Annotated in this window: 12 protein-coding genes; 6 read left to right on the top strand and 6 right to left on the bottom strand. The window is 51.8% G+C overall.

All coding sequences use genetic code 11. The features are described 5' to 3' along the window. Window positions 1–80: 80 nt before the first annotated feature. Together NST84_RS15740 and NST84_RS15745 are read right to left on the bottom strand one after the other, a co-directional pair. The gene (locus NST84_RS15740; RefSeq protein ID WP_342561131.1) at window positions 81–3,590 is read right to left on the bottom strand and encodes an alpha-amylase family glycosyl hydrolase; all 3,510 of its coding nucleotides are present in this window, start codon (window positions 3,588–3,590) and stop codon (window positions 81–83) included. A gap of 440 nt (window positions 3,591–4,030) precedes the next feature. Continuing rightward, the gene (locus NST84_RS15745; protein WP_342561132.1) at window positions 4,031–7,930 is read right to left on the bottom strand and encodes a discoidin domain-containing protein; all 3,900 of its coding nucleotides are present in this window, start codon (window positions 7,928–7,930) and stop codon (window positions 4,031–4,033) included. 293 nt (window positions 7,931–8,223) lie between these two features. On the opposite strand from NST84_RS15745, the gene NST84_RS15750 reads away from it, so the two are divergent. Continuing rightward, window positions 8,224–9,942 carry a HAMP domain-containing methyl-accepting chemotaxis protein gene (locus NST84_RS15750; RefSeq protein ID WP_342561133.1) on the top strand — a complete coding sequence of 573 codons (1,719 nt, stop codon included), beginning with the start codon at window positions 8,224–8,226 and terminating at the stop codon, window positions 9,940–9,942. A 49-nt stretch (window positions 9,943–9,991) separates the two neighbouring features. On the opposite strand, the gene NST84_RS15755 is transcribed toward NST84_RS15750, so the two are convergent. The 4 genes from NST84_RS15755 to NST84_RS15770 all read right to left on the bottom strand — a co-directional run bounded on the left by NST84_RS15755 (window position 9,992) and on the right by NST84_RS15770 (window position 13,182). After that, the gene (locus NST84_RS15755; protein ID WP_342561134.1) at window positions 9,992–10,336 is read right to left on the bottom strand and encodes a hypothetical protein; all 345 of its coding nucleotides are present in this window, start codon (window positions 10,334–10,336) and stop codon (window positions 9,992–9,994) included. Between the two features lie 132 nt (window positions 10,337–10,468). Beyond that, a complete protein-coding gene (locus NST84_RS15760) occupies window positions 10,469–11,149 on the bottom strand; it encodes a succinylglutamate desuccinylase/aspartoacylase family protein (protein WP_342561135.1) in 681 nt (226 codons plus the stop codon). A gap of 188 nt (window positions 11,150–11,337) precedes the next feature. Beyond that, window positions 11,338–11,862, bottom strand: a complete 525-nt coding sequence (locus NST84_RS15765; protein ID WP_342566449.1) for a GrpB family protein — start codon at window positions 11,860–11,862, stop codon at window positions 11,338–11,340. A 36-nt stretch (window positions 11,863–11,898) separates the two neighbouring features. Further along, window positions 11,899–13,182, bottom strand: a complete 1,284-nt coding sequence (locus tag NST84_RS15770) for an MFS transporter (protein ID WP_342561136.1) — start codon at window positions 13,180–13,182, stop codon at window positions 11,899–11,901. Between the two features lie 101 nt (window positions 13,183–13,283). Here NST84_RS15770 and NST84_RS15775 point away from each other — a divergent pair, with 101 nt between their 5' ends. From NST84_RS15775 to NST84_RS15795, 5 genes are all read left to right on the top strand, one after another. Further along, a complete protein-coding gene (locus NST84_RS15775) occupies window positions 13,284–13,454 on the top strand; it encodes a hypothetical protein (protein ID WP_342561137.1) in 171 nt (56 codons plus the stop codon). Window positions 13,455–13,612: 158 nt separating this feature from the next. Then, the gene (locus NST84_RS15780) at window positions 13,613–14,548 is read left to right on the top strand and encodes a LacI family DNA-binding transcriptional regulator (RefSeq protein WP_342561138.1); all 936 of its coding nucleotides are present in this window, start codon (window positions 13,613–13,615) and stop codon (window positions 14,546–14,548) included. 87 nt (window positions 14,549–14,635) lie between these two features. Continuing rightward, window positions 14,636–15,898 carry an MFS transporter gene (locus NST84_RS15785; protein ID WP_342561139.1) on the top strand — a complete coding sequence of 421 codons (1,263 nt, stop codon included), beginning with the start codon at window positions 14,636–14,638 and terminating at the stop codon, window positions 15,896–15,898. 81 nt (window positions 15,899–15,979) lie between these two features. Continuing rightward, window positions 15,980–16,765 carry a GNAT family N-acetyltransferase gene (locus tag NST84_RS15790; protein ID WP_342561140.1) on the top strand — a complete coding sequence of 262 codons (786 nt, stop codon included), beginning with the start codon at window positions 15,980–15,982 and terminating at the stop codon, window positions 16,763–16,765. A gap of 117 nt (window positions 16,766–16,882) precedes the next feature. Continuing rightward, window positions 16,883–17,212 carry a DUF4190 domain-containing protein gene (locus NST84_RS15795; protein WP_342561141.1) on the top strand — a complete coding sequence of 110 codons (330 nt, stop codon included), beginning with the start codon at window positions 16,883–16,885 and terminating at the stop codon, window positions 17,210–17,212. Window positions 17,213–17,272: the final 60 nt, after the last annotated feature.

A 17,272-nucleotide genomic window follows, 5' to 3' on the forward strand; every position in this document is an offset into this window, starting at 1 on the left:
GATTGATGAAAAAAGACAGCCGGATACGGCTGCCCCATAATTTATGCGAATTAACTTCATATGTTCAGCTTACGGGTTATCTATTTCAAGTAAGTCCCGCTCTCTCCGATTCCGCCGCTGCCGTTCAGCACATAGACTCTGGCGTTACCTTTGCCGGAGCAGTTCAGGGTAATGGTACCGTTCGTTACATTTTTGGTATCCCCTGTTACAGCATCCACATAAGTTCCGTTCGGAATACCCGTGAAGGTGGCGTTGCCGGAAATTGTTACCAGCGCGAAGCTGTCGATACCTTTGGCTGCGTCGGTGTATCTTCTTTTGAAAGCCAGATTGCCGCTGACATTCTCTGTGGAGTATTGACCCTTTTGCAGGGCAGGTACCGCTCTTCTGATCAGATTAAGCTGACGGATGTGTTTGGCCAGCGGATGATTCAGCGATTCGGCGAGTGTACCCGTAGCATTCGTATATTTTCCAAAATCCTGCACAGTGACGCTGCCCTCAATATGATCGCCGAAATAAGCGCGTCCTGTTGTACTAAGCGGTGCATTGGGTCCGACATCGATTGCTTTTCCCTTCTGGAATTCGATTTCCGAGCCATAGTAGATAGCCGGGATGCCGCGGAAGGTGAACATCAATGCCAGATTTTCTGCCCAAGTATCCTGTGTTCCGGCAAAACGCTGATTTTCCGGCGCCTGGTCAGGAGCATAGTCATGGGAATCCACGTAAGTCACGTTCCAGGTGGCATCATTATAGAACTGGTCTCCGCTGCGCATGCTGAACGCTTCCTGCGCTGTTTTGAACGCCCAGTGCATCGGGAAGTCGATCACGTCCATGCCCGATTTCATGGAGTAGTCCGGAGTATGATAAGTGTTGCCGATCAAAAAAGCATTATTCGATGTCGGCTGACCCGCAGTTGTGGAGTTATCCGCCCATTCCTGTTCAACGGACAGCTTGTTGGAAGCGTAGTCATTTTGACCGTCGCCAGGGTAAGCTTTTGACGACTTCCACGTATAGAACGGTGTGGATATCGCCGGGATGCCGCTGTTCCAGACATCTCTGTACCGGGTAGCGACCTCACCGAAGATGAAGAAGTTTGAGCCGCCTCTTTCCTTCCATGCCGGAACAAAGTACTTGTTAAAAATATACCGGCTGACATGCTTCACCGTATCCACCCGGAAAGCGTCAACGCCCATATCGATATACTGATTGTAGCTGTCGATCAGATACTGGTTGACCACCGGATTCTCCGTGTTGAGGTCCACACAATCCCCGGCGATTTGTCCGGTCTGGACGGTGTATGACTCCCAGGAGAGGCTTTTTTCTGTATGATAAATGTTGTTGTTAGTCTCGGCGGTTTTCATTAAGGCCAGTCTGGCCTGATACTGCTGATCCGGGGTCATGGAGTCGTAGTTGGCCGGCAGCTTGTTAGTTATTTTGAGCAGATTCGCGATCGTATCCGGCTTGGTTTCATCCTTCTTAAACATCGGGAACAGGTTCTCCTCGCCGAAATTGCCGGTATGATTGACGACGATATCCTGGATAACCTTGATGCCCTTGGCATGGGCGGCGTTGATCAGATCCTGGTAGGAGGCGCCTGCGGACTCGTATCTCGGATCGATTTTGGCAAAATTAATCGCGTGATAGCCGTGGTAATCATATCCGCTGGCATTCTGCACGACAGGTGTAATCCAGATGGCGCTGAAGCCGAGCGCTTTGATGTAATCAAGCTTTTGGATCAGGCCCTTGAAATCCCCTCGCCACGCCGGATCGGAATCCGGGTTGCCGGCCTTGGCATCGTCCCAGGCATGGGCGTTGTTGCTGGTATCCCCGTCATAGAAGCGGGAAGTGATCACAAAGTAAATCGAATCCTCACGGAAATCCCCTTTGCTGCCGATGCTGTAGACGAAGCTTTGGGTCGCCTTGTTGCCGGCGGCGTCAAGAATGAGGAACTTGAGGGTAGTTGTTTTGGCAATCAGAATCTGCGGACCGGTCAGCCCGGCAAGCACATTACCTGTGAGATATACTTTGGAGCTGGTAGTAGGCTCAGTTCCGTCATCCGTATAGTAGGCGGTTACCGTTCCAGCTTTGTTGTCTTTGATGTTAAAAGAGACATTGACCGCTGTAGCGGACTGGCCTACCGGCAGATTCGGCGTTATTACCGGCGGCTGCAGATCGGCATTCAGGTCAATCACATAGGCAAAAGAGGACACACTGCCTGCTACACCGTCCGCGTTCACGCCAAACGCTTTTATCGTTAGCGAGGATGAAACCTGGATTGGTCCAGTATACAGTGCCGATGCCGTCGTCGGTGTTGAACCGTTGGTAGTATAGTAGATTTTGTCGCCGGTATTGCTGCTGGTTAATGCAACCGTTTGTGCAGCATCGTATGTTTTTGGAGCGGGCGAGACGGTGATGACCGGTGTCTTCAGCGCTTCCGGATTAGCGCTATACCAGACGTTGTCTGTATAATACCAGCTTTCTTTTACATTACGGGTTAAATCGCCTGTCTGTTTGCCGTTGCTGTCATTGAAAATCAGGCTGGTGCTTGCCGCACCGGGAATGGTATAGCTGTACCAGTCATTGCCGTCGGCATTCATCAGAATGCCCGGCCAGGCTCCGCTGACAGGTACCGACGACGGACTCAGGTTCCAGTAATGGATGCGCATGGCCGAGTTCCAGCCGGACGGCTTTTTCACATGGACCGTAATACCCGCTGCAGTTGCTGTTGGTGACGGTGACGGTGTTGGTGTTACTACAGGTGTTGCTGTGGGTGTATTCGTAGGTGTGGGAGTTGCTGTGGGTACAGGAGTTGGTGAAGGTGTAACCACTGGAGTTGGTGATGGTGTGGCAGATGGAGTTGCCGTTGGTGTTGTTCCGGGCAGAACGGTTACATAATCAAGATTAATATTTCCGCTGTCGGTTGAATCGTATTTATAGGTGATGGTGTTGCTGCCCGCCTGAAGGTTAAGTGACTCTGTCTGTTCGCCCCAGGTGTCCCAGCTGCTTAGATTTGCAAGTGTGGTTTGCTTGATTTTGGTCCCGTTCACATATACGGATACTGTTTTGTTACTGCCAGTCGCGTTCGCATAACGCAGGGTAGTGTTATAGGTGCCTGCAGCAGACGCCTGTATGGTAAAAGCAGCGGCTGCCCCGCTGGCCGTATACCCGTCCACAAAACCCGATCCCGAGTAGCCGGTGTGATTGGTGTTTACTTTTGCCCCGCCTGTTAATGCCGCGTTTTCTGCTTCATATCTGCCTGCAGAGGGAATGGTTACGGTCCAGTTTTTGCCGCCGTTATTGTCCCAGCTGTCGGTTGGAGCAGTGATGTGATAGCAATACGTTAAAGTAGCCCCTTCCGCGACTGAAAGATTGGCCGTGAAGGTTGTTCCGCTTTTAGACATCGACGTATCTGTTAGGCTCGACCAGTTATTCGTTGTCCAGTGCAGTGTTACAGCTGTTGCCGTACTGCTGGTATAAGTGACCGTATAATTAGTATTGCTGGCGGAAGCTCCGCCGGATGCACCGAACAAGCTGAAGCAGAGCGCAAAAATGACCAGCCAGGAAAGAAAACGCCTCGTTTTATTTCTTGCCAAATAGACTACCTCCCGATAATGAAATGAAGAATCACACGCTTTAATGCGCAAACGTTTGCAAAAAATACAGCAAGGATATCCGCCCCGGTATATTCTCCCTGCGTTTAACCATCCATCACCCCCATGAACTGATAGAAAAGCATCATTGTATGCGTTTGCAAAATTAAGCTGAAATAAAGCGGCTGCACGCCGTTCCCATACAATGGGTTTTTCCTGATTCTGATTATAGTATCCGGTATGTTGTGCGGTCAATGGATCTTTTGAGCTATAATCCGCAACTTTATCTGGTTAATGCCCGTTATTCCTGCTGATTAAGCATGTAGAAACCGGTTTCCTGTATTTTATGCCAAAACGCCGCCTTCTGCCGGATGTAGCAGCCTGTTTTATGTAAAAAGAGAGGGTCTGAAGACCCCCTCCTCCCTGCTGCGCAGTCACTGCTGTCAATTATTGATGGTCAGATTAAATCCGGACTGGATGTAGTTCAGATTCGGGTAGGCAATATTGCTTGTGGCAAGGTTGTTGAAGGTAGCTGCTCCGTTGCCGGTATACGTATAGATGGCTGCCCCTTTATGCGGCCCGGAGAACCGTGAGGTAGTAATTCCGTCGAGTCCTGTTCCATTAATATTAATGTTATTAAATACGATATTCTCAAATCCGCCGCCATAACCGAACTGGACCGCATCACGCTGGGTGTTGATGATATCAATATTGGTAAAGGTCACATTTTTGATGGCATCATTGGAGGCCTCCAGATCGATAGCCCCTCTCTCCCCGTTGTAAAGATCCTGGCTGGTACCGCTGTTGATGATCGTTGTATCCGAGAACACAATATCCGTATTATTCTGGAAATGGTAGCCCGGGAACACGGTATTCATCCGGATGCCGGAACCGCCGACTGTATCTATAATGTAGTTGTGATCTGCTTTGTGTCCGCTTCCGCCAAAGAAAGCAATCGCTGCAGCCCGCCAGTTATTCTCAATCGTATTGTACGAGAAGGTATTATTTACTCCGGCCGGAGCTCCGTTGGTGTTGCTGGTCCATACGGCGAGCCCGTCGTCCCCGTTATTGCGGATACTGCTGTTGCGCACGGTTGAATTGCTGGTTCCCTGCGAAAAATTGATGCCGTCAGCCAGATTGTTGCGGATCCGGCTGTTTTCTACAATCAATCCGGTTGCATAGATCGCTGGTGTGTGCGCATAATCCCCTACCCACATCCCGCATTCAAAATGCTCCACCCACACATCATGGATAATTGAATTGGTACCGAAATTGTCCATAAAGCCTTTGTAAATGGCATTCTGGCCATAACGCGAGCGCAGATTCGAATTCATATAGACATTACTGAAATCCAGCTTTCCGGTGACGCGCAACGAGATTCCCCCGCCTGCCGCATTCGGATTGGTGAACTGGATATTGGTATGCCATAAGCCGGCACCGGTTATCGTGATGTTGTTGATTTTGCTGCTGACCGAGCCGATTTCCCACATCCCGCCAAGGTTAAACGTTCCTTCCGGAATATATAGCGTCTTGCCCGCAGCCACAGCTGCACTGACAGCAGCCTTGAAGGCAGCAAGATCATCTTTGCCGTCATTTGCTATTGCCCCGTGGTCGGTAACGGACACCGCATTGGCCGGACGGGCAATAGCGGCAGGAACCGGCTCAATCTCCAGGAAGTCTACACCGTATTCGTAGGCATCGCCGTTATTTTTCTGGATGCGGATCGTATCTCCGGCCTTGAGCGCCGTATCCAGCTTGAAGTGTACTTCATCAAAGCGGAACAGCGGACGTCCGCCGCCCGGTGCATCAGACGGCATATCCCCTGAAAAATACTGCCAGCTGTAGTATGAAGTTAAGGCAGCTGTCTTGACCTTGCTCCCGTTCACATAGACATCCAGCGAGCCGCTCAGGCCCATTCCGTCCGAGGAATCCGGCATGGTGAAACGCATGGTTACCCCGGCACCGCCCTGCCCGGGTCTGACGGTCCATTCGGCATAAGAGCCATTGGACGGAAGAGCAATGTACTTCTGGCCCGAAGCTTCCGATGCGGTCAACGACTGGTCAAAGGTCGGAGCCGTCCTGAGTACTGCCGCACCGCCTCTTACAGCATCCTCAGTGTCATATTTACTGTATGGCATACTTGCTCCGCGCAGAGCGTAGACAACCAGATTAGCCGTGCTGGTATTGTTATTCTGTTTGGAAGCTGCTTCATTTCCGTCTGCCGCTACCGTAACCGCTGCTGTATAATTTCCGTTCACAGCTGTCCACGTACCCGGGACGGTCAGTTGAACAGCCTGCCCTGCAGCGATCACACCGTTATAAGTGCCGTTAAAGGTCTGTACGGTGGCACCAGCGGCATTTTTAAGCACAACCGTTACAGCATGGGCCCCGCCGGCTGAGGCAATAATGCCCTGATTCCGGAGACTGACCGAGAAGCCAACACTGCTGCCAGCTGACGGTGTACCCGGGCTCCACGAGACAGCTGCGGTAAGGTCAGAGCTAGCTATAGGATTAACAACAAGCGGGGATGCATGGCTGTAGCTGTTATTCGCTTCATTCTGCTCGATGACCAGATTCGTCTCGTCCACCTTGGCGCTTAAAGCATAGCTGGCTGCAGTACGGGTTCCGGCATTAACCGTTACAGTAGACGAAGACCCTGCGGCAAGTGCACCGACGGCAGCTGTTCCGGCCAGCTCGTTGTTCAGGTAAAAGTTTACCATGGTCGCTGCAGATGCAGTATTGCCGATTTTTTTTACAACAGCATTCAGCGTAACTGCACTGGCTTCATCCGGAGCGGCCGGTGTCCAGGACATCCCGGTGATGGTCAGATCCGGATTGGCGGCCGGTGAGCCGTACACCTGAAATTCCGCTATCTGGCCTGCAGGCGCGCCGCTGTTGGCTGTAATATTCAGCTGCAGCCGCTTAACTGTCGCAGTTACCGGAATAGTAACCGTATTACCGGTAGCCGGATTGAACGTATAGGTCTGGGCAGCAACCAGATTGCTGAAAGCGGTTGCAGTCTGATTATGCCCGAGCACCTGAATGGTCTGGGTCCGTGTCCCCCATTCCGCAGCCGGGTTCAGCTTCAGGACAATCGAGGTAATATTCTGATTGGCTCCAAAATCCAACGTCAGATTACTCGGGTTGCTGCCGCCTTCCCAATAAGTAGCGGTATTATTGTCAATAGCATTGGAAGCTGTGAAGTTCTGGGTTGCAGACGATGCGGTGATGTCTTTGCCGATCGCGATATTACTGCCCGGCGGAGAAGTTGGCGCTATTGTTGGTGAAGGCATTACGGTCTGAGTCGGCACAGGTGTCGGCGTGGCCGTAGGTGCTGAAGTTGCTGTAGGAGCAGGCGTAACAATTGGGGTTACTACAGGCGTAGGCGTAGGTGTAGCTGTTGCTGTGTCCGCCACCGTGATCTGATCAAGATTGACGTTGGCGCTATCGCCGGCATCAAATTTGTAGGTGATGATATTATTTCCCGCATTCAGATTAAGTGCTTCAGTCTTTGTGCCCCATGTATCCCAGTTGGGCAGGTTCGGCAGCGAGGTCTGGCGGATTTTGGCCCCGTTCACATAGAGGCTCAAGGTCTGGGGCGAGGCATTTCCGTTGCCGTACCGGAGTGTGACATTTCGCGTCCCGGCCGCCTGCACATTGACCGTGAATGCAGTAGCTGCTCCTTGTGTCCAGTAGCCGTCTACAAAGCCTGTACCCGAAAAACCGGTATGATCGGTATTTACCTTGGCACCGCCGGAGAGCGCTGCGGCTTCCGCCTGATAGGTACCCGCAGCCGGCGTTGCTGTCGGTGCAGGTGTCGGCGTTGCACCGGTAGCGCCATAAATCTCAACCTCCGAGAACTGGGCAGCCGGCCAGCCTGTATTGGCTGTTACACTGATCCGCACATAGCGGGTGCTGGCAGCGGTGAAATTAACCGTTGCCGTATTGCCTGTGTCAGGGTTGAATACATAAGCGGCGCTGCCGGCCAGAGTACTGAATAAAGCTCCGTCCGTGCTGCCCTGAACAGACAGAGTCTGTGTACGTGTCTCCCAGGCAGGCGGCAGCTTCAGCACGACCTGGTCAATGCTTGTGCTTGTCCCGAGGTCGACCTGAATCCATTGCGGAAAAGAGCTGTTTGCACTCTCCCAGTAGGTGCCCGGGTTACTGTCTTTTACATTGTCCGGTGTGTACGTCTGGGATTGTCCGCTTGCAGTGACGATTTTACCCGTTGTCAGATTCTGCCCTCCTGCGGCAAATACGATTCCGAAGGAACCGGCAGCCAGATACAGGGTCGAGACCAGCATCGCTGCTACAAGTGACCAGATGACATACTTCCTCTGCATTATAATCCTCCTCAATAAAGTATGGTGGTTTACACCCTCATTATAGAGACCGGGCCAAGCTGGCAATAAGAGGCGATTCTACGGGAAAGGTAGGTAATTCCACGCTCTTTTGCAATAAAATCCCTTGATTGGCTTTATGCAGTATTCTGTTCGCTGTTTTATAGCAGATGACCGGAAGGATTATACAAAAATGATTACGGACTCTTTAGATTAGGGCTGTCTTTTACGATATAAATAACATAGATTCAAATAATTAATTACATCAAGAATAAAGAGAGAGAGTTGTTGTCGCGATGAGGTTTTTGGTCAATCAGAAGGTATCAGTAAAAATTATGGGGTTAGTCGGGTTATCTATCGTGTTCATGGTTCTTGTCGGATTTACAGGATACCACTACCTCAACAAAATCAATGATAACGCCAAGCAGATGTACCACAACTATATGGTTCCCAACGAGCTGATCAGCCAGATTATTACGGGCAACGCCCAGATTAATACGCTGCAGCTGCAGCTGATGATTCCTTCCAATCAGACAGCCGCACGGCAAAAGGAGATCAATGACTCAATCGCTGCAATCATTACCGGCAGCACCGCCGCCCAAAAAGAGATTGAAGCAACCGGGATGCCGGATGATGTAAAGCAGCTGTATGATACTTTCAAAGGATTGCTTCCGGGAAGCACCGAGGCCCGTGATCTCATGCTTGGCAGGCTTGCGGCTAATCAGCCGGCAGAAGCCTACACTATCTATGAAAAACAGCTGACTCCCATCCGGACTGAAATTATGAATACACTTGATTCTATTAAGGAGCTGAATCAGAATTCCGCTGCCGCGCTCAATGAGAGCAATAAAAAAGAAGCCTCTTCCAGCAAGATTGAGCTGTTCCTGCTGCTGGCAGCTTCACTGCTTGTGTGCGGTACCGTCAGTATTGTGCTCTCCTGCATGATTACCCGGCCGCTGAACAATCTCAAATCGCTTATGCTGGATGCCCAGAACGGCGATCTCTCTGTTAACGGCAGCTACAGCTCCAAGGATGAGCTTGGTGTGCTGACAACAGGATTCAATGAAATGATCACCAGTCTGCGGGGAATCATCGCGAAGATCGGTGAGCATTCCCAGATGCTGTCGGTAAGCTCGGAGGAGCTGTTGGCCAGCTCTGTGCAGACTGCTGAAGCCAGCAGTCATATCGCCGAAGAGATTCAGGATGTAGCTGACGGGTCGGCCGCACAGCTCAGCAGCTCCCGGGAATGCAGCCTGGCCATGGATGAGGTCTCAACCGGTATCCAGAAGGTTTCCGAGTCAGTGACAGACATCTCCGGTGTGACCAGCTATACTACCGAGCAGGCCATTCAAGGCAGCGCGAAAATCACTACCGTCAGCGGCCAGCTGGATACGATTCTCTCCACCTCCCAGGCGTCGGCAGCAGTAGTGCGCAAGCTGGATAATTACTCTCAGGAGATCGGGGCTATTGTAGGCCTGATCAGAGGCATTGCCCAGCAGACCAATCTGCTTGCCCTTAATGCATCCATCGAGGCTGCCCGCGCCGGCGAGCACGGACGTGGTTTTGCCGTTGTTGCCGAGGAGGTCCGTAAGCTTGCCGAGCAGTCCAACCAGTCTTCCGGACAGATTGCTTCCATACTATCGGAAATCCAGACACTCGCCCAGGAAGCTGTTGGCATGATGGACAAAGAGAGCAGCGAGATCACTCTTGGGCTTGCCGGTATGCAGGAAGCGAAAGAGACCTTTGAGCAGATTGTCAGCTTCATTCAGGAAGTGAACCTGCAGCTGGAGGATGTCTCTGCCGCCGCCCAGCAAATCTCGGCCAGCTCCGAGGAGGTCAGCGCTTCCCTGCAGGTTACGGAAGAAATCGCCGGCTCCTCCTTCAGCAAGACGCAGAACGTCGCGGCTGCCTCCGAGCAGCAGATGGCCACCATGAAGGATGTCGAAGGCGTAGTCAAATCGCTCAGCGAAATGGCGGAAGAGCTGCAGGAGCTGTCCGCCAGATTCAAAGTTTAAATTTACCCGGTATGAATCAAGCCGTACATTTGTACGGCTTTTTGTATACCTATATTGCCAGATGCACCGAGCCATCCTCGTAAATATCGACCCGCTGGGCGCACAGAAGCATCCCCGGCCCGCTGGCGCTCCCTTTTTCCCGGAGATTCCTTTGCCTGCGTTCCCAGATTTCCCGGTCATGTATAATGTCATATTGGTAATATTGCTCTGCGCCTACCGCTTCCATGACTTCAACGAAAATAAATGCCTCGTTGAATAACGAGCGGAACCAGTCTGCTGCTTCGGAATGAGAGCCGAACACCGGCAAATCCTGTTCAAACCGTTCCGGCAAATAACACTGCTTCAGCCTGCCTATTCTTACATAATACGTGTCAAGATTATCCGCAGTAATCAATTGTTGTCCCCCTCAAGCTGAAATTTGCCTAAAAATATCATATTCCGGGGCAGAGCTTCTATGACATTGAGCATTCCACCAGATGGGAGAAAAAAGCTGAACCCGCAAATCAATGCGTGCTCAGCCGTATCTTCAGTCCATCATCCCTGCTGCTTTCAAAAAATGGCGGACAATCTTCTGCTGGTACTTCACACGCACCGTAAAATCCAGGCTCCAGCACGTTTCCACCGTAACGGCTCTTGCCCCAAGCAGCTGCTGGACAGCCATACGTGAGGTGCCCGCACGTTCGCGATGCTTCATATTGAAACGGTAGGAAGGTACGCTGATCGAACGGTTCATGGTGCGGACAATCCGCTGTGCTGTGATAGCTGCTCTTGTACCGTGGCTGACCATCAGGGTCTGGCCGACACGCCGCGGATTGTGCTGTGATAATCCGTTCGCTTCATGCAGATCGAGATACCAGGACGGGCGGTGGCGTTTGGCCAGAGCAAACAGGGCACCGGACAGCGGATGTCCGGCCCGGGATGAAGCAGCATGCGGAAAGGTACGGTTAAGATCCGGCACACCTCTGCTCTTCCTGCGGTATGCCCGCTGATTCACCAGCGGAACTATAATCAGCTTGCCCCGGCTGAGTAACAGCTCCCTGTGCTGAAATTTACGCGCTAACGCCTGGGCCGCAGAGATGCTGGCCGGCTCATTGCCGTGAATGCCCGATACAATCATAAAGACCGGGCCGGGCTTTATGCTGCTTATAACATAATAAGGAGTGGCAAACGGCGTATTCGGTGCAAGTGTATGCTGTTTAACGGACACAGGACAGCGCCCCCCTTCCCCTATTTTCGTAGTTAGCTCCCTATAATGTATGGAGCTATGCCGGCCCGGGTATGGACATTTGACGCTACGAAAAAAAGCAGAACATCCAGAAGATGTTCTGCTGGTTGAATCCCGATATATGAGTCTGCTCTGACTCCGGGCTGACCCATTTCATAATAGGCTACAGCTTAGTTCATTGCCTGGTCCAGAATAGAGCGCACAAAAGCTGTTTTACCATTTGTATAGGCTTCCCGGTCCAGGCGGAACTGCTGCGCCAGCGAGAGCTTCACCCTTTCGTAGGCTTCCACCGCTGACGGATGTGAACGCAGATAATCACGAAAAGCGATATGCTCCAGATAGCCTTTTCCGTCCTGCGGGCACACGTATAAATGATAGTGCATGAACCCGTCTTTTACGGTAGGGTTTAATACTTCCCGGCCTTCAATCCCCTGATTTCCAAGGTACTCATAACTGTACTGCTTGAACCGTTCAATAATCTGCGGTAAAACAGCATAACTCTCCATCACCAGATCCAGATCAATAATCGGTTTGGCTGACAAACCTACAATAGAAGTGCTTCCTACATGCTCTACTGCAAGGATCAGGTCACCGGCAATCTCCAGCATCCGTGCCTTGATTCTGCTAAACTCAGCCTTCCATTCGGGATTATACGGAACGACCTCAACGGGAACAACAGAATTTGCGATAACAATCTCCTCTTTCTAATTAGAATACTGAAGAATCCGCAATCAGCTTACCGCAAGCCCGGCTTTCCTGTATATAATCCGGTGCACAGCCCAGACAGCCAGTGCTGCAGTTACCAGGAGGCCTCCGCTCCAGCAGACACCGTTCCAGCCCCAGTGCTGCCAGGCATAGCTGCCCAGCGTGGAACCCAGTGCACCACCGGCAAACGTGCTAACCATAAACACGGTATTAATCCGGCTGCGTGCGGCTGGTTCCAGAGCGTAAATCCGGGCCTGGTTGCTGACCTGGGTTCCCTGTACGCCAAGATCAAGCACGATAACTCCGGCAATCAGGCTCCAGATGGTCAGGCCAGCTAAGCCGAATAGCCCGAAGGACAATAAGGTCAGCAGAATCAGCAAACCAATGATCCGTTTGGGTGCTACTCTGTCTGCCAACCGTCCGACTACCGGCGCACCAGCCGCGCCTGCAACACCGATCAGTCCGAACAAGCCGGCGATTGCACTGCTGTAATGGTACGGCGGACCCTCCAGATAAAAAGCCAGGGAGGTCCAGAATACACTGAACGCGCCGAACATGCAGGCACCGATCAGTGAAGCTTCACGCAAGGTGGAGTATCTCCGGATCAGTTGGACCATGGACCCGAGCAGCTCCTTATAGGAGACCGAGGTTTCCGGCTTGGTCTGCGGAAGCAGCCGGTACAGAATAACCGACAGCAGGAGCATCAGGGCAGCGGCGATCCAATACATCGCCCGCCAGCCGAAGAAATCGCCAACGATGCCTGAGACGGTGCGGGCCAGCAGAATGCCGAACAGCAGCCCGCTCATGACCGTTCCAATCACTTTGCCGCGTTCTTCCGGCTGGGCGAGCTGTGCCGAGAACGGCACAATAATCTGCGGTACCACGGTTGTAATACCGACGGCAAAGCTTGCAACATACATCCACTGCAGGGATGGAGAAACCGCAAAGCCAACCAGCGACAGGGCAACTGCGATCAGCAGCAGCGAGATCAGCGTGCGCCGTTCCCGGATGTCTCCGAGCGGAACAAACAGCAGCATCCCCAGCGCGTAGCCAACTTGTGTGAGCATGGAGACATAGCCAACCGCGTTCGATGAAGCGCCAAACGTGCGGCCGATATCCGCCAGCAGTGGCTGATTGTAATACAGGTTAGCTACTGCAAGACCTGAGGTGGCGGCCAGAAGCAGGATTAACCCTCTGGAGATCCCCTTCCCGGAAGAGGTAATGACAGATGAAGCTGACTGGGACATAAGGCTGATTTCCTCCGATCCATTAGGTGCTGCAGCAGGCAGCAAATCTTTATTTACTAACAATAGTATAGCAGTGAATGTCAATGATCCGGGTGGTCCGGTCATCCGGGATAAAATGCCAGCCGCCGACTCATACTATCTTTTAGCAAACGGAGGTGACATTCATGCCTAAAAATAACGCTGATGCCAAATACAGCCGCGCCAATAACAAGGCCGACAGCAAACACAACCAGCAGAATCACGCTTCAATCACCGAGATTCCGCAAATGACAGACCCGGATAAACAAGCCGACTATGTGCCGAGTCTAAACGGAGTGACCAAAAACGAAACCTAGCCTTTCTGTTCCGCAGACTGCCCAATGTCGCTACATGACTTGGGCGGCTTTTTTATATGAGCAGTCCAAATACACTAATTCCCTGCATACGTTGACTTCCCCGGGCTGCGGGTGATAGTCTTGCTTCTAAGGCTGTCGTACATAAAGGAGAATGCAGGATGAAGAAAGCAACGATGAAGGATATCGCCCGGCTGGCTAACGTATCGGTGGCTACGGTCAGCTATGTGCTGAATAATGTTAAAAACCAGACCATTCCCGACCCCACCCGCCAGAGCATTCTTGCAATCGCTAAAGAGCTGAATTACGTCCCCAATCTGGCAGCGCGCTCTCTTGTTGTTCAGCGGACAGGCATGGTCGGTATTCTAATCAATAAATCTCCGAATCTCCCTTACTGGAAGCGTCAAAGCCATATGACTTTTGCAGATAGCCTGGAGTCGAGACTTACCTCTGCCGGTTATCATACCCTCATAATCAGCCTCGATCCGCTGAATCCGGCGATGGATGTCATCCGGGAGCGCAAGCTGGACGCCGTTTTTGTCGTGGATGTACTGGATGAGATGTTTTACCGGATTTCAGCTAATTTTGTGGATGGTGTGCCCCTGATTCTGATCGGCAGTCTGATTAACGACCGGATGTTTAATCAGGTGAATTATAATTACCCCCAGGCTCTTAAGACGGCTGTATCATCGGCGGCTGTTCCTTCCTGCTTAATTATGGAGAGCTTTCACAACACGGCACTTACCGACTGGATTAGGGACAGCTCAGGCCTTGCTACGGAAGATATTTATGTAGCGGCTGATGCGGTCAGGCTTTCTGAAGAACTCGAAGTCTTTTTGCTGCGGAACCATGGTAAGCATGTGATTGTAATTAATGAGTTTCTGGCAAAAGCGGTCGAACGCACCGGGCTCTCTTCCTCGCTTACGGCACTGTGCACCTGCGGATTTCCGGAAATTGTTCAGCCGGATACAGAGATCATTCAGTTTCAAAATGACCGGGCACAGACTGCCTTTGAACTAATGGTGACACTGAAATCTGCTCCGAATGACCCTGCAATCGCTGCCGGCAATCAATTTTTGATTGATGTTGCCCCTTAATTTCTTTATAATAACTTAAACGTTTAAGTTAAGCATTATACTCTCTACCGCTGTTTACTAAGCCAAGTTAAATGAGGAGGCTGCGCTATGATTCCGACTGCCGGCGGTTCCAGCAATGTTTTGCCTGAAGGATATAGGAAATACCCCGTTTTGCACAAAAACAGGACTTTTCTTTTACTGTTTACTGCCAGCACACTCTCCGTCCTGGGTAATGCCTTTCATGCGCTGGCGCTCAGCCTGTGGGTGCTGCAGGCAACGGGCAGCGCGCGGATGATGAGCATCCTGACGATCAGCAACCTCCTGATCTGCTCCCTGCTGGGCAGCGTGACCGGTACTCTTGCCGACCGGATGAACCGCAGAACGCTGATTATAAGCTCCTATCTTGTCCAGAGCTTTACCGTGCTGGCCATAGCCTTCACGCTCACCTTGGAGTCTCCCTCCTATCTGCTCATCATTATTTTAACCGGAATCGTAACGGCAGCCGGCCAGTTTCAGGCCCCTGCCTTCCAGGCTTCCCTGCTCCCGGTTGTCGGAAAAGACTCCATACAACAGGCGGCAGGCTGGATGACCCTGTCAGAAAATATTTCCCGGACCCTCGGCTATGCCCTTGGCGGGATCTTCGTTGCAGCGGTCGGCGGAGCCTGGGCGGTATTCGTTGACGGGATTACGTTTTTGCTGGCTTGCCTTCTGGTTGCTGCAGCCGGTTCTTTTGCCGGCCATACCGCAGACGTGCAGACAGCCGGTTCCTTCAAACAGGATGTAATCGGAGGCTTCCGCTACATTTGGAGTCACGCTTTTGCCAGATCCATTACCATTCTGCTGCCGGTGCTCACGATGTTCTTCCTGTCCTGCCTGATGCTTACCCAGGTAATGGCCGTTCAGGTCTGGAAAGCGACGCCGTTTCAGTTCGGACTGCTGGAGAGCAGTATTCCGCTGGGCTATATGCTGGGTTCAGGGATGATTATTCTGGCGGGAAAAAGACTCAAGCACCGCGGCATCGTTGTGTCTGCAAGCCTGGTGCTGCTCGGTCCGCTCTATATCCTTCTGTCCGTCACCTCAGTGATGAACGCGGCTCTTCCTGTCATTCTGCTGATCGGCTTCACCTTCTCCTTCAGTACGCTGCTGATTAATATCATCCTCAGGCTGGAGGTGCCCGGAGAGCTGCAGGGGCGCATGTTCGGCGTATTGGGCTCGCTAATGAGTGTCGCCCCACCGCTCGGTCTGGCCGTGTTCTCAGCAGGTGCGGATGTTTTCGGAGTCTCCATGGTCATGGGCGCTGCAGGCGTATTGCTCAGCCTGTTCGGTACCGCCGCAGTGTTAACGCTCAAGCAGATACGGAGATATAAGTAAAGCCAGACAGGCTGTTTTATAGTAAAATATGGGGAATCAGAGACAAGCAGTGCTTGCCGATTAAACGGGGTGATAAATAAATTGAACAATTACGATGATATCATGCGTTACCTGCGCAGAAATCCGCTGAAAAATGTGACACTGCTCAAAATGATGACGGCCTATCATCAGGTTATGGACAGCTATTTAGTGGAACAAGCAGAGCATTGGGGGATTCTGCTGCTGTTACCGGCTGATGTCTTTGCCTATGACAGGAGGGTATATCCGGAAGCGGATTATGTTGTACTCATGGATTACAACAATCCGGAAGTACTCCCTGATCTCATAAGCAGGATTCCCGCTGATGCCAACCTGGTGTTCAAGCTCCAGCAGGAAGCGAGGATTGCTGTCGCCCCTCATTTTCCGCTTACGCAGGTCCGCAGCTTTTATTCCTTCAGCACCACCCCCGGACAAATATTCAAACCGGATAAGGAAGCTATCGTCAGCGAACAGCTGGATGAACGCCTGCTGCCGCTCTGGATGGAGAACGGCTATACACCGGAAGAGCTTGCCCAATATTTTGAGGACGGCGCCTTCTCGGCAGCTATTTTCAAGGAATTGACTCCGCTCAGTACCTGTATCGTTTTCCGTAACGGGGAGCAGATCTGGGAGATCGGGGCAGTGCATACGGCGGAAACCGGCCGGAGACAGGGGCTGGCTGCCCGTATTGTCAAGACGGCGCTTCATCATACCTTGGCGCGCGGTTACATACCGAGATATCAGGTGCAGGATATCAATATAGCGTCCATCCGGCTTGCTGAAGCTGCCGGGCTTACTCTGGCAGTCAAGCTGGAGCACTGGATCAATTACACCCCGCAGCAGAAATAAGTGAAACTGGAGTCTGCTATACCCGCAACGAATGTAATATAATGGACGTATGAGCTTTTAATAAGCCGAGCAACTACTACTTAACTTAAAGGAGTTTATTCATGAATTATCAACCGTATGGTCAGCAACAGGATTACTATCCCCCCCCCGCCGCCTCCGCCGGCACACACGAACGGCAAATCGATTGCCTCACTGGTATTGGGGATTCTCTCCGTCATCACTCCTTACATCGGCCTTCTGTTCGGAATCGTGGCGATTATTTTGTCTGCACTCTCGCTGAAGGAGATTCGGAACCGTCATGAGGGCGGCCGGGGCCTGGCGATTGCTGGTCTGGTCTGCGGGATTGTCGGCACGATTATTTATGCGCTGCTCATCCTGTTTTTCGTGGTCATTATTTTGTTCGCAGTCGGATCAGGAGATTCGTTCAGCAACTACAATAGTATCTAGCCGCAAACCGTATCATTTCAAGGTATATACGGCAAACAGCAGCAGACACCGGTTTCGATA

Origin of the sequence: Paenibacillus sp. FSL R7-0345 (assembly GCF_038595055.1) — a bacterium.
Taxonomy (GTDB): Bacteria; Bacillota; Bacilli; order Paenibacillales; family Paenibacillaceae; genus Paenibacillus_AQ.

Excerpts from the sequence above, each read along its gene's own strand:
- NST84_RS15775 (WP_342561137.1), top strand. The coding sequence starts at position 13,284 with ATGCCTAAAAATAACGCTGATGCCAAATACAGCCGCGCCAATAACAAG.
- NST84_RS15745 (WP_342561132.1), bottom strand. The coding sequence starts at position 7,930 with ATGCAGAGGAAGTATGTCATCTGGTCACTTGTAGCAGCGATGCTGGTC.
- NST84_RS15750 (WP_342561133.1), top strand. The coding sequence starts at position 8,224 with ATGAGGTTTTTGGTCAATCAGAAGGTATCAGTAAAAATTATGGGGTTA.
- NST84_RS15785 (WP_342561139.1), top strand. The coding sequence starts at position 14,636 with ATGATTCCGACTGCCGGCGGTTCCAGCAATGTTTTGCCTGAAGGATAT.
- NST84_RS15780 (WP_342561138.1), top strand. The coding sequence starts at position 13,613 with ATGAAGAAAGCAACGATGAAGGATATCGCCCGGCTGGCTAACGTATCG.
- NST84_RS15795 (WP_342561141.1), top strand. The coding sequence starts at position 16,883 with ATGGTCAGCAACAGGATTACTATCCCCCCCCCGCCGCCTCCGCCGGCA.